This is a genomic window from Azospirillum terrae, from assembly GCF_053470425.1.
This window is the reverse complement of sequence record NZ_JBPXMR010000006.1, coordinates 232972-252545: the sequence shown is the minus strand read 5'-3', so window position 1 is coordinate 252545 and position 19574 is coordinate 232972. Positions and strand designations below refer to the sequence as shown.

The following is a 19574-nucleotide window of genomic DNA, read 5'->3' as shown; positions in this document are numbered from 1 at the left end:
GCACTTACCCTCACCCGGCCGCTGCGCGGCCACCCTCTCCCCGGAGGGGAGAGGGTTTACCCCCCCATCGTCTCCCGCACGAACACCTCGAACGCGTCCACCGCCAGCGGCCGGCTGATCAGGTAGCCCTGGATCTGGTGGCAATTCTGCTGCTTCAGGATCTCGGCCTGCTCGTTGGTTTCCACGCCCTCGGCGATGGTGGCGAAGCCTAGCGAGTCCGCCAGGTTCACGATGGTGCCGACGATGGCCGGGTCGGTGCTCGACTTCACGATGTCGCGCACGAACGAGCGGTCGATCTTCAGCGTGTCGATGGGGAAGCGCTTCAAATAAGCCAGCGACGAATAGCCGGTGCCGAAATCGTCGATCGACAGCTTGACGCCGATGTCCTTCAGCCCGTTGAGGATCGCCACCGCCTTCTCGATGTCGCCGATCATGGCGCCCTCGGTCAGCTCCAGTTCCAGCCGTTCGGGCGGGACGCCGGCCTGCTCGATGACCGAGCGCACGAAGCCGACCAGCCGCGCGTCCTGGAACTGGCGCGGCGACAGGTTCACCGACACCACGCCGACGTTGAGGTCCTGGGCGATCCACTCCGCCAGCGACTGCGCCGCCGAGTACAGCGTCCAGGCGCCGATGTCCCAGATCATGCCGGTGTCTTCGGCGAACGGGATGAACTCGGCCGGCGAGACGATGCCGCGCGTCGGGTGGCGCCAGCGGATCAGCGCCTCCGCACCGACGATGCGGCGCTCCGCCAGATCCACCTTGGGCTGGTAGAACAGCTCGAACTCGCCGTTGTTGACGGCGCGGCGCAGGTCCGCCTCCATACCCAGATGGAAGCCGGTCTGCTCGCGCATGCCCTGGTCGTAGAAGGCGTAGGGGTGCTCCGGGTTGCGCTTGGCGTGGTACATGGCAAGGTCGGCGTTGCGCAGCAACTGGTCCGCCGTGTCGCCGTCGTCGGGGAAGAAGGCGATGCCGATGGCGCCGCCGCAATAGAACTCCTGCCCGCGCACCAGAAACGGCTCGCTCATGGAATACAGGATCTTCTCGGCCAGCCGCGCCCCGGCGTTGCGGTCGGCAGCGTCGGGCGCCACCACCAGGAATTCGTCGCCGCCCAGCCGGCCCACCGTGTCGGACACCCGCGTGCAGTTGCGCAGCCGCCGCGCCACCAGCTTCAACAGTTCGTCGCCGGCGTGGTGGCCCAGGGTGTCGTTGACCTGCTTGAAGCGGTTGAGGTCGATAAAGGTCACTGCCACCTTGGACTGCAACCGCTGTGCGCGGGCGATTGCCTCCACCAGCCGTTCGCAGACCAGCCAGCGGTTGGGCAGGTCGGTCAGGCGGTCGAAGCTCGCCTGATAGCGGATCTGGTGCTCCTGGTACTTGCGCTGGCTGATGTCGGCGATGGTCAGCACATAGTGCTCGAGGGCTCCGCCGGGCGCCCGCACCGCGGTGACCGCCAGCGCCGCCGCGAAGCTCTCGCCGTTGCGGCGGAAGCTGGTCACCTCGCCCTGCCAGCGGCCGGCCTTCGACGCGGTGTCCCAGATGTCGGCGATGAAGGTGCGCTCGTGCGCGCCGTGGTGGAACAGGGTGAGCGGCTGGCCGACCAGCTCCTCCATCTCGAAGGCGGTCATGGTGATGTAGGCGGGGTTCACCGCCTGGACGTTCAGTTCGGGATCGGCGATCAGGATGCCGTCGGCGACGCTGGCGAACACGGTGGCCAGCAGGCGGATCTTCTCCTCGTGCTGCTTGCGCTCGGTGATGTCCTGGACGGTGCCTTCGTAAAAGCGCGTGGCGCCCGAGCCGTCGCGCACGCAGCGCGCGTTCTCCGAGATCCAGATGATCGAGCCGTCGCGGCGGAAGACCCGCGCCTCGAAGTTCTGCACCACGCCCTGGCTGTCCATCAGCGCGGCGAACGCCTCGCGCCGGCCGGGATCGACGTAGAGCTGGCCGGCGATGTCGGTGAGGTTGCCGATCAGCGCGTCCACCGAGTCGTAGCCGTAGATGCGCGCCAGCGACGGGTTGACCCGCAGATAGCGGCCCTCCGTCGTCGTCTGGTAGATGCCCTCGACGGCGTTCTCGAAGATGCTGCGGTACTGGGCCTCGGTGTCCTGGCTCATTTGCAGCGCTCCGTGCGACGCGGCGGGCATTCCTTCGGCGAATAACATGTCGTGACTCGAACTGCTGGACCGAACTGTGGTCTTACTTAAGTCATAGCATAGCCCGAAATCGCGCCGGAGTGTGTTTCAAAAACGCAACCCAGGGGAAGGTTTTGTTACGGGCTTTTCGTGCGGCAAACCGGCGCGGCGGCGATTTTTCACGGTTCGTTAAGCATGTTCGGCAAGGATGCGCGGACTTGCCCAGATCCATTGGCCCCAGATCCATCGTCCCCAGATCCATCGGCGGGAAGCAGAGTGTCCGAGCCGTCCCCCAACCTCCGCTCCAAGCCCCGCCGCCCCGTCGCGGTGGCGCTGTCGTACGAGCTTGGCGCGCCGGGGCTGCCGAAGGTGGTGGCGAGCGGGCGCGGCCATGTGGCCGAGCAGATCCTGGAGCTGGCCTTCGCCAACGACGTGAAGGTGCGCGAGGACGCCGATCTGGTGGAAATCCTCTCCGTTCTCGACCTGGACAGCGAGATTCCGGTCGAGGCCATCGTCGCGGTGGCGGAAATCCTCTCGCACGTCTACCGTGCCAACGGCAAACTGCCGCCCAGTCCCCCCGTTTCGGAGCCTCAGCCATGAACGCCGCCACCCTGCACGGCGATCTGGCCGCCGTCGCCGCCGCCCTGGCCGAGGCCGGCGCGCAGGCGGACTCGGGCGCGCTGGTCGATCTCTCCGGGCTGGACGCGCGCGTCGCCACGCTGTGCGCGGTGGCCGAGGCGCTGCCCCGCGATCAGGCGCGGGCGCTGCTGCCGGACCTGGAGGCGATGATCGCCGCGCTGAACGCGCTGTCCGCCACGCTGTCGCGCCAGCGCGAGCTGTCGGATGGCGAGGAGACCCACACCGCCCGGCAACGGGCCGCCGCCGTCTACCGGCGCCCGGCCCCCCCTTCCGACAAGAGCTGAGCCGCCGGCCCCATGAACATCGACATGTATTTCCAATTTTCGCTGGCGCTGGTCTTCGTCATCGCCCTGTTCTTCGTGGTGGTGCTGGTGCTGCGCCATTTCGGCCTGGGCGGCGTCGCGGCGCCGCGGCGCCAGCGGGTGCGCCGCGTGTCGGTGGTGGAGGTGACGCCGCTCGACGCCAAGCGCCGTCTTGTGCTGGTGCGCCGCGACGAGGTGGAGCACCTGCTGCTGCTCAGCCCCAGCGGCGACCTGACGGTGGAGGCCGGCATCCGCGGCGGCTTCCGCGACGCGGTCGCGACGGTTCAAGGCGCGGCGGTTCAGGCTGCGCCTCCGCAGCCCAAGGGAGACGCGGCATGAGCCGCATGCGCCTGCTGCTGGCGGTGCTGCTGGCGCTGGGGGTGGGGGTGCTGGCCGGGCCGGCGCTGGCGCAGAGCCTGACCTTCAACATGGGCGAGGCCGGCGGCTCGACCACCGGCCGCATCGTGCAGATGGTGGCGCTGATCACGGTGCTGTCGCTGGCGCCGTCGATCCTCATCATGATGACGGCGTTCACCCGCATCGTCATCGTGCTGTCGTTTCTGCGTCAGGCGCTGGGCGTCCAGCAGGTGCCGCCCAACACGGTGCTGGTGTCGCTGGCGATGTTCCTGACCTTCTTCATCATGGCGCCGGTGATGGAGCGTTCCTACAACCAGGGCATCCAGCCGCTCATCAACGAGGACATCAGCGAGGCCGAGGCGGTCACCCGGACCTTGCTGCCCTTCCGCGAGTTCATGCTGCGCCACACCAGCGAGAAGGATCTGAAGCTGTTCGTCGACATGGCGCGCATCGAGAAGATCGAGGAGCCCATCGCCACGCCCATGCAGGTGCTGGTGCCGGCCTTCATGATCTCGGAGATCAAGCGCGCCTTCGAGATCGGCTTTCTGCTGTTCCTGCCCTTTCTGATCATCGACATGGTGGTGTCGTCGATCCTGATGTCCATGGGCATGATGATGCTGCCGCCGACCATGGTGGCGATTCCCTTCAAGATCATCTTCTTCGTGCTGGTGGACGGCTGGTACCTGATCGCCGGTTCGCTGGCGCGCAGCTTCGGGACGCTGTAGAGCGGGCACACGTCCCCCGTGTGGCGTTCTGACGCTTGACATTCGAGCCGAATTGTCGCGTTACAATAGGGTCATAGATCGACCTACGGCCAGGGTGCCGTGCCTGACACCGACCGTTCCGCCCGACGGGCACAAGGCTCTTCCCCACCACTCCACAGGTCCATTCCCCCCTCCATGTCCGCCATCATCTCGAAGACCGCGGAGCCCGCCTCGGGCCGTTTTGCGGCGCTCACACTCGGTGCGCTCGGCGTCGTCTTCGGCGACATCGGCACCAGTCCGCTGTACACGCTGCGCGAATGCTTTTCCGTGGAGCACGGGCTGCCGCTCACGGCCGGCAACATCATGGGCATCATGTCCCTGATCGTCTGGGCGCTGGTGATGACGGTGTCCGTCAAGTACGTGCTGTTCGTCATGCGCGCCGACAACAAGGGCGAGGGCGGCATCCTGTCGCTGCTGGCGCTGGCCACCAGCAGCCGGCCCGACGCCACCGGGCGCCTGTCCAAGATCATGGCGCTGGGCCTGTTCGGCGCGTCGCTGTTCTATGGCGACGGCATGATTACCCCGGCCATCTCCGTGCTCTCCGCCGTGGAGGGTCTGGAGGTGGCGCAGCCCGGCCTGCACGAGGTGGTGGTGCCGGTCACCATCGCCATCCTGATCGGCCTGTTCGCCATCCAGAGCCACGGCACCGCCAAGGTCGGCACGCTGTTCGGCCCGGTGATGATCGCGTGGTTCACCGTGCTCGGCCTGTCCGGTCTGGTCGAGGTGGTGCGGGAGCCGCAGATCCTGGCCGCGCTCAACCCGCTCCACGCCGTCAGCTTCTTCCAGCGCAACGGCGTGCTGGGCTTCCTGGTGCTGGGCGCGGTGGTGCTGGCCGTCACCGGCGGCGAGGCGCTGTACGCCGACATGGGCCATTTCGGCCGGATTCCGATCCGCACCGCGTGGTTCTACGTGGTGCTGCCGTCGCTGCTGCTGAACTATTTCGGCCAGTGCGCGCTGCTGCTGAGCGAACCGGAGGCGGTGCGCAGCCCCTTCTACCTGCTGATGCCGGACTGGGGCCTGTACCCGATGATCGGGCTGGCGACCCTGGCGACGGTGATCGCCAGCCAAGCGGTGATCTCCGGCGTCTTCTCGCTGACCCGGCAGGCGGTGCAGTTGGGCCTGTGCCCGCGCCTCGACATCCGACACACCTCCAGCGAGGAGGAGGGGCAGATCTACATCCCGCGCGCCAACTGGGGCCTGCTGCTGGGCACCATCGGGCTGGTGGTGTGGTTCCGCTCGTCGTCGAACCTCGCCGCCGCCTACGGCATCGCGGTGACCGGCGACATGTGCATCACCACCATCCTGGCGCTGGTGGTGGCGCACCGCCGCTGGCATTGGCCGGTGCCGGCCTGTCTGGCGCTGGGCAGCCTGTTCCTGTCGGTGGATCTGTCCTTCTTCTCCGCCAACATCATCAAGATCCCGCACGGCGGCTGGGTGCCGCTGGTCATCGCCTCGCTGACGCTGGGCCTGATGTCCACGTGGCGGCGCGGGCGGGCGGTGCTGGCGCGCCGGCTGGCCGAGGAATCGCTGCCGCTGGAGAAGTTCATCAAGCGCTCCGCCAAGTCCGAGGAGATCATCCGCGTCAAGGGCACCGCCGTGTTCATGACGTCGGCCAACGACACCGTGCCGATCGCGCTGCTGCACAATTTGAAGCACAATCAGGTCATGCACGAGCGCGTGGTGTTCGTGACCGTGCTGGTGGACGACGTGCCGCGCGTGCCGGCCAAGGACCGCGTGCTGGTCGAGGGCCTGGCCGAGGGCTTCTACCGGCTGACGGTGCGCTACGGCTTCTCGCAGGAGCCGAACATTCCCAAGGCGCTGCGCCTGTGCAAGGCGTTCGGCCTGGAGTTCGACCTGATGGCGACCTCGTTCTTCCTGGGCCGCGAGACGCTGATCCCGCGCATGAACCCGGCGATGGCGCAGTGGCGCGAGAAGCTGTTCGTGGTGATGTCCCGCACGGCGGTGTCCGCCACCGACTTCTTCAAGATCCCGCCCAACCGCGTGGTCGAATTGGGAACGCAGGTGCAGTTGTAGGGGAGGGGCGGCGGCTTATGCCGCCGGCTTGCGCGGCGGATTGACCGGCGCCATCAGCGCCGAGAAGCGCTGATCCATGGACTGGAGCCATGTCAGCATGATGGACAGCTGGCCTTTGACCTCGCGGATATCGCCTTCCATCGCTGTTTGGCGTTCCGACTGGCGTTCCAGGCGCGCGGACTGACGTTCCAGTGCGGTGAGAACCAGATCCAGCTTGCTCAGAATCTCCGACTCGCGCTCAGGCATGGGCGGCTCCTACAAAGGCATGCAAGCATAACGCGATTTGGGCCTCTGGTCCACCCGCCTGCGAAGCCAACGAATCCCTTGCGCCCACCCCGAGCATGGTTTGAGATAACCCCACAGTGTTCGCCACAGTGTTCGACCGGGGGCCGCCTCCATGCGCAAGGCACTCATACTGGCGGTTATGCTGGCCCTCGCCCTGGTGGGCGCCGGACCGGCCGCCGCCCAGACCTCACCGGCTCAAAGCGGCCGGCAAGGCGGGGTGGTGGCCTGGGGATGCGCCGTCGTGGGCACCGCCGCCCTCACCGCGGCCGTGGTGATCAACTCCCAGAGCCTCGTCAACGTCGTGTCCGGCGCCGTGGTCTCGCCGATCAATCCGGCGGTGCTGTACGGCGGCCTGACCGCCATCGTGCTCTCCAGCGTCTGCGCGCTGGGCTACCACGTCGTGCCGGTTTTCACCTCGTTCGGCGGCGCGCCGGCACCGACTGTCCCCGCGGCCACCAGCGAGCGCTACGCCGAGGCCGCCCGCTAGCCTCCCGCCGCCACCCTCTTGCCCGCGGCCATCATCTCGCGCGGCCCGCGGTCGGCGCCGCTGGCCAGCGGGATGCCGGGGGTGCGGATCCACGCGGCCACGTCGTTCGTCACCACGTCGCCCTTCAGGTCGCGCAGCAGCATGTGGTAGCCGTCCGGGTAGATCGCCACGGTATGCCGGCCGCTGTTCTCGAAGGACGCGATGGCGCGCTTCACCGGCTTGGGCGGCAGCACCTGTTCGTGGGCGCCGTACAGCACCAGCGTCGGCACCTCCAGCCGGTCGCAGGCCGCCAGCGCCTCGTCCATCAGGTCGGTCAAACCCTCCAGCGCATCGACGCGGGTGTCCTTGATGACCAGCGGGTCGCGGCCCAGCGCGCGCAGCATCTCGATGTTGTCGGAGGGCTGGATCTTCATGCCCTTGGGCGCCACCACCTTCATGCCGGGCACGAGGTTGTAGCTGACCCAGAGCGCGGCGCGCGGGAAGAAGCCCATGGTCTCGCGCCCCCAGACCGCCGGGGCGACCAGGATGGCGCCGTCCACCTTGGGCGCGCCACGGCGGGTCAGCGCGGTCAGCGCCACCGCGCCGCCCATGCTCTCGCCCATCAGGTAGACCGGCACGCCGGGGTGCTTGGCGTGCACCAGTTCGACCGCCGCGCGGGCGTCGGCGACCATGGTGTCCTTGCCGGCCCAGATGCCCGGCGCGCGGCCGGCGCCGAAGCCGCGCTGGTCGTAGGCGTAGGTGGCGATGCCCACATCGGCGAAGCGCCGGCCGGCGCTGTCGAACGCGGCGGAATAGTCGTTGAAGCCGTGCAGCGCCACCACGGCGGCGCGCACCGGCTGCTGGTCGGGCACCCACGAGCGCATGGGCAGCTCGACCCCGTCGGCGGCCACCATCGCCGTGTCGGTCAGCCGCGGCGGCATCACGGTGGTTCCCATCGGTTGATAGTTGGTGGAGCATCCCGCCACCAGTGTCACGGCAACAGCCAAACCCGCCAGACGGCTCATCCGGTCACGCAGCGCCACGGGAAACCTCCTGGCTATGGGCGCCGGCGGTGAGTTGGAGGAAGATGTCCTCCAGGTCCGACTCCTCGGTGGAAAGATCGACGATGGACAGCCCGGCCGCCTTCACCGCGGCCAGGATGGCGTCCGCCTTCAGGCGGCTCGGCTGGTAGCGCACGACCAGACGGCGCGGCTCCGGCAGTTCGGCGTGGAAGGCGGCCAGCCCCTCGGGCACCGCATCCAGGTCGCGGTCCAGCTCGAAGCTCATCGCCTTGGCGTCCACCCGGCGCAGCAACTGCGCCTTGGGCTCGCAGGCGACCACGGCGCCGTGGTTGATGATGGCGATGGTGTCGCACAGCTCCTCCGCCTCCTGGAGGTAGTGCGTGGTCAGCAGCACCGTGGTGCCGGCCTTGTTCAGGCGGCGGACGTGCTCCCACAACTGCTGGCGCAGTTCGATGTCGACTCCGGCGGTCGGCTCGTCCAGCACCAGCACCGGCGGGGTGTGCACCATGGCCTTGGCGACCATCAGGCGCCGCTTCATGCCACCCGACAGCGTGCGGGCGTAGGCGTTGGCCTTGTCGGACAGGCCCACGGCGGCCAGCAGCTCGTCGGTGCGGCGCTCGTGCTTCGGCACGCCGTAGAGGCCGGCTTGCAGTTCCAGCATCTCGCGCGGCGTGAAGAACGGGTCCATGTTGAGTTCCTGCGGAACCACGCCGATGGACGCGCGCGCCTGCCGTGGGTTGGCGTCGACGTCCGTTCCCCAGATGCTCACCGTGCCGCCGGTCTTGTTGACCAGCCCGGCCATGATGTTGATCAGCGTCGATTTGCCGGCCCCATTCGGCCCCAGCAGGCCGAACAGCGAGCCGCGCGGGATCGTCAGGTCGATGGCCTTCAGCGCCTCCTTCGGGCCGGAGCGGCCGGAGCCCTTGTAGACCTTGGTGAGTCCCCGCACCTCGACCGCGTTTGCGGGCAGAGGGATGGGGGAGACGGGGACGGCGTTCGAGACCATGGCGTCGCGTTGCACCCGCAGAAGTTCAAGACCGTTGATCGGGACGGCGCGATGGGTATGATCCCGCCGCACCCCACCGCATCTTAGCGTCGGGTTGGTCGGAAGTGTGTGTCAATAAGGGGGACGTCCCATGCAGCCCATCGAAACGATCTATGTCGAGACCGAGAAGGTCGGCTGCGACGGTGGCGGCGGCGCCCTCGGCCACCCGTTGGTCTATATCACGCTCGGCAAGGAAGGCCGTGCCGATTGCCCGTACTGTTCGCGCCGCTTCGTCCTGAAGGAAGGCGCCAAGATCTCCCACGGCCATTGACCGCTGGCCCCTGACCCTGGGGACAGTGATCCTCAGGACAGGGGCGACAGGACGGCCGGCGACCGGTTGAAGCTACGGAACCGCCCGCATGTGGCGGCGTTCCGCGATATTTCAACGGCCGTATTTCGAGAGGTCATGTTTCGGGGGCCGTGTTCGGCGCGGCCACACCTGATTCTTGCGTGCCGCATTGACGTGCCGCCGCCGGGCGACGACTGCCCCACGACTCGGCCGGCGGCGGGCCGGAGCCCTCCCCGGACGGCCACGCGCCGTCCGGGGCGTCGGTGTGCTCTCAGTGCGTCTTGTGCTGCTGCTGGTGCATGCCACCGTGCGCGCCGGGGGCGGCCCCGGGGGCGGCCATGGCGCCGGCCTCCTGCACCGGAACCTCCACGGTGACCGCGCCGGCCTTGGCGAAGGTCAGCGTCACCGGGAAGCTGGTGCCGGGCTTCAGCTGTCCGGTCAGGCCCATCAGCATGATATGGTTGCCGCCCGGACGCAGCACCTGCGGCTCGCCGGGGGCGATCTCGAAGCCCTCGACCGGGCGCATCTTCATGACGCCGTTGTCCATCAGGTGGGTGTGCAGCTCGACCTTGGCGGCGGCCGGGCTGGCGGCGGAGACGAGCCGGTCCGGCTCGTGGCCGGTGTTGACGATTTCCAGATAGCAGGCGCCGTTCGGCGCGTTCGGCGCGCTGGCGCGAGCCCACGGCGCCGAGACGGCGATGTCGCCGGCGAAAGCCGGGGCGGAGAGGGCGAGCGCGCACAGCGCCGCAAGAGTGGGCAGGACCTTCATGGCGAATTCCTAAAGCGGCTTTCCGGATGGCGTGAAGCCCCCCTCCCCAAGGGGAGAAGGGCTTGAAGCAGACTGAAGTGCCGATCGGCGCCGGTGCGGTAAGCGGCGCGCCGATCCCCATCCCGCGGAGGAAGCCACGGACGGACAAAGGCGCAGCCAGCAGCGCACCGGCGCCGCGGTGGGCAATGGTCAGGTGCGGAGTGGCGGCGCGTGGCCCGGCGGGCCGTTCCGATAGAACGGCTGCACCACATCGAAGGACACCACCGGCCGTTCGGCCGTCAGGAACGGCGGCGGCGCGATCAGCGCCACGGTGGGCGGTGGCGGCGCGACCGCGCCGGGAGCGGCGGTGCAGACCGGGCAGTGGACGTGCTTGGCGGCCGGTTGCCCCGCGGCGTTGCCAAGTCCGTCCCCAGCCGGAACCGCTTCCGGTGCGACCGAGCACATGTCCCCCGCGTCGCCCGTGCCGGTCGACGCCGCGAAGGCGTGGACCGACAGCGCGAGTTGGGCGAACAGCGCCACAATCGCCAGACACGCGGCCGACCGGCGCCAAGCCCCCTTGGGGGCGGCGTCGTGCGGGCGGGTGTGGTGAGCGGCGAGGCGCATGGGCTCTGGTCGAGCGATCGTTGGTCCACCCACAGTACCACAGCACAGCTCTAGGACAAGCCCGGCGCAGCCTGTTCGAAATTAGCGCAAATGCGGTATATTTAATCTTTATTAAGGAAGACGGCGGAGGATCGAATTGACCCGGCATACGGGCGTCCCGCGCCGGTGCGGGGCGGGAAATCTGGGCAGGACGCCATGGATCTCGGCAATCTCGGGCTGTTCAAGCTGATGTCGCGCAAGATGGGCTGGCTGACGCAGCGCCAGGAGGTGCTCGCGCAGAACATCGCCAACGCCGACACGCCGCAGTTCAAGGGCAGCGACCTCAAGCCGTTCTCCTTCCGCGACGCGCTGTCCGACAGCCGCCGCCTGACCCCGGTCTCGACCAGCGCCAGCCATCTCCAGGGCACGGTGCCGGCCGGCGGCATGGACAAGGAACAGCGGGTGCGCAACCCGTACGAAACGGCGCCGGACGGCAACAACGTCGTGCTCGAAGAGCAGATGATGAAGATGTCTACGACCGGCCTGGACTACCAGACGATGACCAACCTCTACAAGAAGCAGGTCGGCCTGCTGAAGATGGCGATCGGCCGCGGCCAGTAGGGCCTGCGGGAACGGACGCCAACAGGAAAGATGGAGGCGGCGGATGGATCTCTACAAGGCCATGTCGGTGTCGGCGGCGGGCATGAAGGCGCAGGGCACGCGCCTGAAGGTCATTTCCGAGAATCTGGCGAACGCCAACACCACGGCCGAGACGCCGGGCGACATGCCGTACCGGCGCAAGGTCGTCACCTTCCAGAACATGATGGACCATCAGGCCGGCGTGAACACGGTGCGGGTCGCCAAGGTCGATGTGGACAAGGGCGATTTCCAGCGCCGCTACGACCCCTCGCACCCCAGCGCCGACTCCGAGGGCTATGTGCTGCTGCCCAACGTCAACCCGCTGATCGAGGCCATGGACATGCGCGAGGCGCAGCGCTCCTACGAAGCCAACCTGTCGGTCATCGAGGCGTCGCGCACCATGCTGAACCGCACCGTCGAACTGCTGCGCACCTGATTAGAGAAGCTTGAGGAACACCTCCATGGTCGCCAACGTCGCCAACGCCGCCGCCGCCTACGCCACCACCGCGCTGAAGACCGCCGGCACCGGCATGGCGCCGCGCGGGGAGGGGCCGAGCTTCGGCTCGCTGCTGGAGGAGGCGGCCAAGAGCACCGTCAACACCCTGAAGCAGAGCGAAACCCTGTCGGCCAAGGCCGCGGTCGGTCAGGCGGACATCGCCGACGTGGTGCAGGCGGTGACCAACGCCGAAATGACGTTGCAGGCCGCCACGACGATCCGCGACAAGGTGATTGGCGCCTACCAGGAAATCCTGCGCATGCCGATCTGACCGCCCGACCCGACGCATCGCCGAGCCCCCATGACCGAGACGGACGTCATCGAAATCTGCCGGACCTCCATCATCACCCTGGTCATGGTGTCCGGGCCGATCCTGCTCGTCATGATGGTGATCGGCACAGTCATCTCGGTCTTCCAGGCGGTCACCCAGATCAACGAGCAGACGCTGTCCATCGTGCCCAAGGTGCTGCTGGTCTTCGGCATGCTGATCCTGCTGATGCCCTTCATGCTGGGCGAGATGTCGCGCTATTTCCAGGCCGAGATCATCGACCGGATCGTCGCCATCGGCGTCCCCTGATGGACGTTCTCCAGACTCTTCTCGGCGATCAGCTTTACGTCTGGATCATCGTCTTCATGCGGGTCGGCGCGGCGTTCATGACCATGCCGGCCTTCGGCGACTCCTTCATCTCGACGCGCACGCGCCTGATTCTGGCGGCGGCGGTGACCTTCGTCGTCTCCCCCGTGCTGCGCCAATACCTGCCGCCCGAGCCGCAGAACGTCCTGCGGCTGACCCTGCTGATCGTCGGCGAGGTCACCGTGGGCGTCTTCCTCGGCACGGTGGCGCGCCTGCTGTTCAGCGCGCTGGAGGTGGCGGGCACGGTGATCGCGTCGCAGGCCGGCCTGTCGAACGCGCAGATGTTCAACCCGGCCATGGGATCGCAGGGAACGCTGCCGGCGGCGCTGATGGGCTGGCTGGGGATGCTGCTGATCTTCCTGACCGACCTGCATCACCTGATGATCATGGCGGTGGTGGACAGCTACACGCTGTTCGTGCCGGGGGCGGCGCTGCCGGTCAACGACATGGCCGACATGATCGGCCGCTTGGTCGCCAAGAGCTTCGTCATCGGCTTGCAGATGTGCGCGCCGTTCATCGTCACCGGCATCCTGTTCGCGCTGGCGCTGGGCCTTTTGAACAAGCTGGCGCCGCAGATCCAGGTGTTCTTCATGTTCATGTCGACCCAGGTGGCGCTGGGGCTGTTCCTGTTTTCCATCACGCTGTCGGCGATGATGTTGTTCTGGTTGAGCTATTTCGAATCGACCTTCATCGAATTCCTGAACCCGGCCTGAGGACGGAGCGCAGACGATGTCCGAAGATGCCGATGACGCCTCCAAAACAGAAGAACCAACACAAAAGAAGCTCGACGACGCGCACAAGAAGGGCGACTTCGCCGTCAGCCGCGAGATCAACACGTGGCTGGCCGTGGCGGCGTCGCTGGTGATCCTGGTGGCGGTGCTGCCGGGGACGGCGATCGGCCTGCAACGGCGGCTCGCCTTCTACGTCGAGCACATCCACGAACTGCCCATGGACCGCGCCAACGTCGGCCTGATCCTGGTGCGCGTGCTGATGGACATCATGTGGGCGCTGTGGCTGCCGGTGCTGCTGCTGGGCATGGCCGGCGTGCTGGGGTCCATCGCGCAGACCGGCTGGATCGTCACGTGGGACAAGATCGTCCCCAAGTTCGACAAGATAAATCCCCTTACCGGCCTCAAGCGCGTGTTCGCCAGCGGCCAGCAGCTCGTCGAGCTGCTGAAGGGCCTTGCCAAGATGGTGGTGGTGGGCGGCGTCGCCTATCTGGCGCTCAGCCCGATGGTCACCTCGGTCGAGCACTTCACGGGCATCGACGTGATGGCGCTGCTGGCCGAGATGAAGGAGCTGACCTACCGCCTGTTCGTCGGCGTGCTGGCGGTGCTGACGCTGATCGCCGGCGGCGACGTGTTATGGCAGCGGCACAGCTACAACAAAAAGATGAAGATGACCAAGCAGGAGGTGAAGGACGAGTACAAGCAGCAGGAAGGCGACCCGATGATCAAGGCGCGGGTCCGCCAACTGCGCATGGAGCGCGTCCGCAAGCGCATGATGGCCAACGTGCCGCACGCCGACGTGGTGGTGACCAACCCGACCCACTACGCGGTGGCTCTGAAGTACGACCCCGGAAGTATGGGCGCGCCAACGCTGCTCGCCAAGGGCGTGGACCAGATCGCCCTCAAGATCCGCGAGATCGCCACGGACAAGGACATTCCCATCGTCGAAAATCCGCCCCTGGCGCGGGCGCTGTACGCCTCCGTGGAGATCGACGAGGAGATTCCGTCCGAACATTATCGTGCGGTGGCGGAACTCATAACCTATGTATTCAAGTTGAAGGGGCGTTCGATGGGGGGTTGACGGGCGCCGGGGCGAACGTTTTCGGGTGTTGCGGTTGGACGACGTATCTTCCATGGCGGATGGCTCGCTGCGCCCGCCGCACGGCCGGGCCGTCGCGGGACCGGGCTCCGCGTTGCCTGCCGTGGCCGCGCAGGTGGTCGGCGCGGCCGGGCTGGCCGCGACGGCGGTCGGGCTCGCCATCACGCACGCCCCCCTGGCCTGGGCCGGCACCGTGGCGGCGGCGGTGGCCATCGTCGTGCTGGTGGTCCGCCTGGCCCGTCTGCGCCGCCGGCTGATCCACGACGGCGCGCTGCTGACCGGGGCGCTGGAGGGGCTGTCGGCCGGCCAACTCATCACCGACGCGCCGGGCCACACGGTGTTCGTCAACGCCGCCTTCCGCGCGCTGGTCGACGCCGCCCCCGACGAAGCCCCGCTGCAAGCGCTGGAGCGCCAGCTCGGCGCCGACCCCGACAGCCTCGCCGAGTTCCTCCGCGTGCGCGAGCGCGCCCGCGCCGACGTGCCGGCGACGGCCGAGCTGACCGTGCTGCGCGCCGGCCGCGGCCGCGAATGGCGGCGCGTGCAGGCGCAGCCGATCGTCGATTTTCCCGGCGCCGTGCACTGGCGCGTCGAGGACATCACCGCCCGGCGCGAGCTGGAGCAGGTCATGCTGCGCGAGCAGGCCAAGCTCGTAGATTTCATGGACCACGCGCCGGTCGGCTTCTTCTCGGTGGACCGGGACGGCTTCTTCCTGTTCGTCAACGCCACGCTGGCGAAGTGGCTGGGCTGCACGCCGCGCGACCTCGTGGAGGCCGGGCGGACGCTGCACGAGGTGCTCGCCAACCCGCCCCGCGCCGCCAAGCCCTACGACCTGTTCGAGGGCGGCGGCGCCGAGCAGCGCGGCGAGCTGGCGATGCGCGGCCTCCAGGGCCGGCGCTTCCAGGCTTCGGCGGCGCAGACCGTGGTGGTGTCCGAGGATGGCGCCAGCGTGCACACCCGCTCGGTGGTGCGCGACCTGACGCCCGAGCGCGAGTGGCAGGAGGCGTTGCGCCTCTCCGAGCAGCGCTTCCAGCGCTTCTTCGAGGACGCCCCCATCGGCATCGCGCTGGTGGACGAGGCCGGCAAGCTGGCCGAGTGCAACCACGCCTTCCTGGCGCTGATCGGCGCCTTGAGCGGGCAGGTGATCGGCCGTCCCTTCGCCGACGTGATCGAGCCCAAGGAGCGCGGCGCGGTGGCCGAGCGCCTGACCTCGGTGCTCGGCGGCCACGACCCCGAGGCCCCGCTGGAGGTGCGGATGGCGGCCGGCCGCGACCTCGTGGTGCAGCTCTACGCGCGCCGCCTGGGCGGGGTGGGCGCCGAGGGCGGGGCGGGCCTGATCCTGCACTTCATCGACATGACGGAGCGCAAGAACCTCGAAGCGCAGTTCGCCCAGTCGCAGAAGATGCAGGCGGTCGGCCAGCTGGCCGGCGGCGTCGCGCACGACTTCAACAACCTGCTGACGGCGATGATCGGCTTCTGCGACCTGCTGCTGCTGCGCCACAAGCCCGGCGACCAGTCGTTCAGCGACATCATGCAGATCAAGCAGAACGCCAACCGCGCCGCCAACCTCGTGCGCCAATTGCTGGCCTTCTCGCGCCAGCAGACCTTGCAGCCGCGAGTGCTGAACGTCACCGACGTGCTGGCCGAGCTGTCGAACCTGCTGCGCCGCCTGATCGGCGAGAACATCGAGCTGCGCATGATGCACGGCCGTGAGCTTGGCCTGATCAAGGTCGACCAGAACCAACTGGAGCAGGTGATCATCAACCTCGTGGTCAACGCCCGCGACGCCATGTCCGGCGGTGGCCGGCTGACCGTGGTCACCTCCAACTACACCGTCAGCACGCCCGAGCGCCGCGAGCACGAGATCATCCCGCCTGGCGAGTACGTCTCCATCGAGGTGATCGACACCGGCGTCGGCATCCCGCAGGAGAACCTGCAACGCATCTTCGAGCCGTTCTTCTCGACCAAGGAGGTCGGCTCCGGCACCGGCCTCGGCCTGTCCACGGTGTACGGCATCGTGCGCCAGACCGGCGGCTTCATCTTCGTCGATTCGGCGCCGGGGGAGGGGGCGAAGTTCTCCATCCTCCTGCCGCGCCACCAGGGCGAATCGAAGCCCCCGGAGGCCGAACCGCGCGAGCGCCGCGGCAGCGACCTCACGGGGTCCGGCATCATCCTGCTGGTCGAGGACGAGGACGCCGTGCGCGTGTTCTCGGCCCGCGCCTTGCGCAACAAGGGCTATCAGGTGCTGGAGGCCAAGAACGGCGAGGCCGCCATGCAGCTCCTGACCACCGAGGCGGCCAAGGTGGACCTTTTGATCACCGACGTGGTGATGCCGCAGATGGACGGCCCGACTCTGGCGCGCCACGTGCGCAAGATGCGCCCGGACATGAAGGTCGTGTTCATTTCCGGCTACGCCGAGGACCGCTTCAAGGACGAGCTGGACGGCGGCGACAACGCTGCGCACTTCCTGCCCAAGCCCTTCTCCCTGAAGCAGCTCGCCTCCAAGGTGAAAGAAGTCATCAAGGGATAACCCTCTCCCGGGGCGGGAGAGGGGAACGCGACCCCAAGCCGCATTGACTTTACCCCCGCTTGCGACTCGGCCCGCGAAAACCAGAACATTCCATGAAAACGCGCTTGCCAACGGGAACAAAGCGCGTACAGTAAGCCCAACCCCGGCCAGATGACCGTGTTGAACTGAGAGAGGGAAACGGGCAATGTCGTCGTCCGCACAGCTCCGATTGGTGGAAAAAGACTCCATGGACAAACAGAAGGCCCTGGACGCCGCGCTGAGCCAGATCGAGCGCGCCTTCGGCAAGGGCTCGATCATGAAGCTCGGGGCGCGCGAGGCGACGGTCGAGACGGAGGTGATCTCCACCGGCTCTCTCGGCCTGGACATCGCGCTGGGCATCGGCGGCCTGCCGCGTGGCCGCATCATCGAGATCTACGGGCCGGAAAGCTCGGGCAAGACGACGCTGGCGCTGCACGCCATCGCCCAGGCCCAGAAGACCGGCGGCACCTGCGCCTTCGTGGATGCCGAGCACGCGCTGGACCCGAGCTACGCCCGCAAGCTGGGCGTCAACGTGGACGACCTGCTGATCTCGCAGCCCGACGCCGGCGAGCAGGCTTTGGAGATCGCCGACACGCTGGTGCGCTCCGGCGCCATCGACGTGCTGGTGGTCGACTCGGTGGCGGCCCTGGTGCCGCGCGCCGAGCTTGAGGGCGAGATGGGCGACAGCCACGTCGGCCTGCACGCCCGCCTGATGAGCCAGGCGTTGCGCAAGCTGACCGGCTCGATCGCCAAGTCGAAGTGCCTGGTGATCTTCATCAACCAGATCCGCCTGAAGATCGGCGTGATGTTCGGCAACCCGGAGACGACGACGGGCGGCAACGCGCTGAAGTTCTACGCCTCGGTGCGCCTCGACATCCGTCGCATTGGCGCCATCAAGGACCGCGAGTCGGTGGTCGGCAACCAGACCCGCGTCAAGGTGGTGAAGAACAAGATGGCCCCGCCGTTCCGCGTGGTCGAGTTCGACATCATGTACGGCGAGGGCGTGTCCAAGGTCGGCGAATTGATCGACCTCGGCGTTCAGGCCAACGTGGTGGAGAAGTCGGGCGCGTGGTTCAGCTACGACGGCACCCGCATCGGCCAGGGCCGCGAAAACGCCAAGACGTTCCTGCGGAACAACCCCGAGATGGCGAAATCCATCGAGGACAAGATCCGCGCCAACGCCGGTCTCGTCGCCACCGCCATGATGGGCACCCCGGAAGCCGACGCGGACGCCGCTTCGCCGGAGTGACGGCAGGCTGAAAAAAAGCTGAAAAAAGGCGCGCCTCGCAAGAGGCGCGCCTGATTTTCTCCGGATGGACGCTCGACGGAACGCTTAAAACGGCAGGATCAGGCGGCCCCAGGCGCGGGTGTCGTTGCCGCCGTAGTTGTTCTCATGCACGGTCGTGGTGAGATAGGCCTGCAGGATCAGCTTGTCGAAGTTGTAGCCGACCAGGGCACCGAGCGCGATCTGCTCCTGCTTCTTGTAGGTCGGTGTCGGCTTGCTGGTGTCGTACGACGCGAACCCCACCGGGCCGAGGTGCCATTTGCCGAAGCTCTTGGTCGCGGTCACGTCGATGTTCAGGAAGTCGGGGTTGATGGTCTTCGTCGCCTTCTTCGTGTTCATGCCGTAGATGAAGTTGGCGGTCGCGTTCCAGCCATCGGCGGTGTAGCTGAGGCCGACGCGCTGGTTGATGTCCGTCGTGTCGAAGCCCAGCCCGTTCTTCACCGGCAGATAGACGCCCAGCAGGTAGCTGGCGCCGAAGCCATTGCCCAGGTCCCACGCCAACTGGCTGGCGAAGAATGGGTTGTACATGCCGCTCTTATAGTAATTGTGGTCGATGCCGACCTCGAGTTCCGGCACCGCCGCCAGCAGTTGCAGCCGGCCGCCGAGGATCTTGGCCGGCGTGGACCAGGCCAGCACCGGAATGTTGACGCCCAGCGTGACATCGGCGTCGTTTGGCTGGGAGCGAACGCCCCAGTCGAAGGTGTCGACGAAATAGAAGCCCTCGGGCAGCGGCGCGCCGGCCGCGAGGCCGATGGTTTCGCCGGGCTGGGTCACCGACCCGGCCAGTGCCGGCGAGGCCGTGCAGATTGCGGCGGCGCACACCAAAATGGATTTACGCACCTTCGAACCAAAGAATTTCAACATTATGCGCGCCCTTTCTCTTGCCGCGGCTTCCCCTCGAATCCCGGTGGCGCGCCATCCACGATCCGAACATTCGTGCCGAGACGCAGGCGAGCAAACCGCCGGTTTGGCGCTTGGATGCGCCTGGGATTAATACGAAAGAAAAGGGTGGTGGCGGCTATAGTACTTTGTGCTGCACGCCAAACGGGCAGTTGCCATCGGGCGGATTGCTGTTGTCGCGCGCTGCGCTTTGTTTTTTCATGCTAAAGGGGTGTCTTCGGGCGTCATGCGACGAAAGTGCAATGCTGTGATTGTTGAAATATAAAGGCGCAGCCATCGTTCGTGGTTTCCATGCGAGTGTGGATTATACTGAAGAACCATAGGCTCGATTCGTCGCGCTAAATCATTGAATCATGGTGGTGTGCGGTGCGGCAAGGGGCGTATGGGCGCTATAGTGCTTTCGTGCAATTTGTACTTAAGATGCAAGCGCGTTCAATTGTGGATACCGCCACTGCGTGGTGTTCCTTCCCCCTCTCCCCCATGCAACGCATCGGCGAACAGCGTTGCACAGCGTTGCATTCCGTTTCATCCGGCGCGGCCGGCATGGCTGGCGGTGTGTGGACAG

The 19574-nt window shown here is 67.2% G+C and carries 22 protein-coding genes; 15 read left to right on the top strand and 7 right to left on the bottom strand.

The window, feature by feature from the left end; all coding sequences use genetic code 11:
- Window positions 1-56: 56 nt before the first annotated feature.
- Window positions 57-2111, bottom strand: a complete 2055-nt coding sequence (locus ACSVDD_RS17875) for a putative bifunctional diguanylate cyclase/phosphodiesterase (protein ID WP_448190730.1) — start codon at window positions 2109-2111, stop codon at window positions 57-59.
- 294 nt (window positions 2112-2405) lie between these two features.
- Between ACSVDD_RS17875 and ACSVDD_RS17870 the strand changes: the two genes are divergently transcribed.
- From ACSVDD_RS17870 to ACSVDD_RS17850, 5 genes are all read left to right on the top strand, one after another.
- Window positions 2406-2729, top strand: coding sequence for an EscU/YscU/HrcU family type III secretion system export apparatus switch protein (locus ACSVDD_RS17870; protein WP_448190729.1), 324 nt, complete (start codon window positions 2406-2408; stop codon window positions 2727-2729).
- Entirely contained in the window at window positions 2726-3052 is a 327-nt protein-coding gene (locus tag ACSVDD_RS17865; protein ID WP_448190728.1) for a hypothetical protein, read from the top strand. Before ACSVDD_RS17870 ends, ACSVDD_RS17865 begins: the two co-directional genes overlap by 4 nt.
- A gap of 12 nt (window positions 3053-3064) precedes the next feature.
- Complete coding sequence (locus ACSVDD_RS17860; RefSeq protein ID WP_448190727.1) at window positions 3065-3409, top strand: hypothetical protein; 345 nt, start codon at window positions 3065-3067, stop codon at window positions 3407-3409.
- Window positions 3406-4152 (top strand): flagellar type III secretion system pore protein FliP, encoded by a 747-nt coding sequence (gene fliP / locus ACSVDD_RS17855; protein ID WP_448190726.1) that lies wholly within the window; start codon window positions 3406-3408, stop codon window positions 4150-4152. Before ACSVDD_RS17860 ends, fliP begins: the two co-directional genes overlap by 4 nt.
- A gap of 174 nt (window positions 4153-4326) precedes the next feature.
- Entirely contained in the window at window positions 4327-6225 is a 1899-nt protein-coding gene (locus ACSVDD_RS17850; RefSeq protein WP_448190725.1) for a potassium transporter Kup, read from the top strand.
- Between the two features lie 15 nt (window positions 6226-6240).
- Here ACSVDD_RS17850 and ACSVDD_RS17845 read toward each other — a convergent pair whose 3' ends face one another.
- Window positions 6241-6471, bottom strand: coding sequence for a hypothetical protein (locus tag ACSVDD_RS17845; RefSeq protein WP_448190724.1), 231 nt, complete (start codon window positions 6469-6471; stop codon window positions 6241-6243).
- A gap of 259 nt (window positions 6472-6730) precedes the next feature.
- Here ACSVDD_RS17845 and ACSVDD_RS17840 point away from each other — a divergent pair, with 259 nt between their 5' ends.
- On the top strand, window positions 6731-6997 hold the full coding sequence (locus ACSVDD_RS17840) for a hypothetical protein (RefSeq protein WP_448190723.1): 267 nt from the start codon (window positions 6731-6733) through the stop codon (window positions 6995-6997).
- Here ACSVDD_RS17840 and ACSVDD_RS17835 read toward each other — a convergent pair.
- Entirely contained in the window at window positions 6994-8019 is a 1026-nt protein-coding gene (locus ACSVDD_RS17835) for an alpha/beta hydrolase (protein WP_448190722.1), read from the bottom strand. The two genes, ACSVDD_RS17840 and ACSVDD_RS17835, sit on opposite strands and share 4 nt — an antisense overlap.
- Complete coding sequence (locus ACSVDD_RS17830; RefSeq protein ID WP_448190874.1) at window positions 8006-9004, bottom strand: ABC transporter ATP-binding protein; 999 nt, start codon at window positions 9002-9004, stop codon at window positions 8006-8008. Before ACSVDD_RS17830 ends, ACSVDD_RS17835 begins: the two co-directional genes overlap by 14 nt.
- A 130-nt stretch (window positions 9005-9134) precedes the next feature.
- Between ACSVDD_RS17830 and ACSVDD_RS17825 the strand changes: the two genes are divergently transcribed.
- Window positions 9135-9314: a zinc-finger domain-containing protein gene (locus ACSVDD_RS17825; RefSeq protein ID WP_448190721.1), complete on the top strand. Its 180-nt coding sequence runs from the start codon at window positions 9135-9137 to the stop codon at window positions 9312-9314.
- A 289-nt stretch (window positions 9315-9603) separates the two neighbouring features.
- On the opposite strand, the gene ACSVDD_RS17820 is transcribed toward ACSVDD_RS17825, so the two are convergent.
- Complete coding sequence (locus ACSVDD_RS17820) at window positions 9604-10101, bottom strand: copper chaperone PCu(A)C (protein ID WP_448190720.1); 498 nt, start codon at window positions 10099-10101, stop codon at window positions 9604-9606.
- A gap of 189 nt (window positions 10102-10290) precedes the next feature.
- Window positions 10291-10704 (bottom strand): DUF2946 family protein, encoded by a 414-nt coding sequence (locus tag ACSVDD_RS17815; RefSeq protein ID WP_448190719.1) that lies wholly within the window; start codon window positions 10702-10704, stop codon window positions 10291-10293.
- A gap of 195 nt (window positions 10705-10899) precedes the next feature.
- Between ACSVDD_RS17815 and flgB the strand changes: the two genes are divergently transcribed.
- The 8 genes from flgB to recA all read left to right on the top strand — a co-directional run bounded on the left by flgB (window position 10900) and on the right by recA (window position 18073).
- Window positions 10900-11304: a flagellar basal body rod protein FlgB gene (flgB, locus tag ACSVDD_RS17810; RefSeq protein WP_448190718.1), complete on the top strand. Its 405-nt coding sequence runs from the start codon at window positions 10900-10902 to the stop codon at window positions 11302-11304.
- 43 nt (window positions 11305-11347) lie between these two features.
- Complete coding sequence (gene flgC / locus ACSVDD_RS17805) at window positions 11348-11758, top strand: flagellar basal body rod protein FlgC (RefSeq protein ID WP_448190717.1); 411 nt, start codon at window positions 11348-11350, stop codon at window positions 11756-11758.
- A gap of 25 nt (window positions 11759-11783) precedes the next feature.
- Entirely contained in the window at window positions 11784-12089 is a 306-nt protein-coding gene (gene fliE / locus ACSVDD_RS17800) for a flagellar hook-basal body complex protein FliE (protein ID WP_448190716.1), read from the top strand.
- 30 nt (window positions 12090-12119) lie between these two features.
- Window positions 12120-12395, top strand: a complete 276-nt coding sequence (locus ACSVDD_RS17795; RefSeq protein ID WP_448190715.1) for a flagellar biosynthetic protein FliQ — start codon at window positions 12120-12122, stop codon at window positions 12393-12395.
- Window positions 12395-13165, top strand: coding sequence for a flagellar biosynthetic protein FliR (gene fliR / locus ACSVDD_RS17790; RefSeq protein ID WP_448190714.1), 771 nt, complete (start codon window positions 12395-12397; stop codon window positions 13163-13165). The genes ACSVDD_RS17795 and fliR overlap by 1 nt, the downstream gene beginning before the upstream one ends.
- 16 nt (window positions 13166-13181) lie before the next feature.
- The gene (gene flhB, locus ACSVDD_RS17785) at window positions 13182-14261 is read left to right on the top strand and encodes a flagellar biosynthesis protein FlhB (RefSeq protein ID WP_448190713.1); all 1080 of its coding nucleotides are present in this window, start codon (window positions 13182-13184) and stop codon (window positions 14259-14261) included.
- A 34-nt stretch (window positions 14262-14295) separates the two neighbouring features.
- Entirely contained in the window at window positions 14296-16806 is a 2511-nt protein-coding gene (locus ACSVDD_RS17780; RefSeq protein WP_448190712.1) for a hybrid sensor histidine kinase/response regulator, read from the top strand.
- 184 nt (window positions 16807-16990) lie between these two features.
- Window positions 16991-18073: a recombinase RecA gene (recA, locus tag ACSVDD_RS17775; RefSeq protein WP_448190711.1), complete on the top strand. Its 1083-nt coding sequence runs from the start codon at window positions 16991-16993 to the stop codon at window positions 18071-18073.
- Window positions 18074-18157: 84 nt separating this feature from the next.
- Here the strand turns inward: recA and ACSVDD_RS17770 are convergent, their stop codons facing one another.
- Window positions 18158-18949: a transporter gene (locus tag ACSVDD_RS17770; RefSeq protein ID WP_448190710.1), complete on the bottom strand. Its 792-nt coding sequence runs from the start codon at window positions 18947-18949 to the stop codon at window positions 18158-18160.
- Between the last annotated feature and the right edge of the window lie 625 nt (window positions 18950-19574).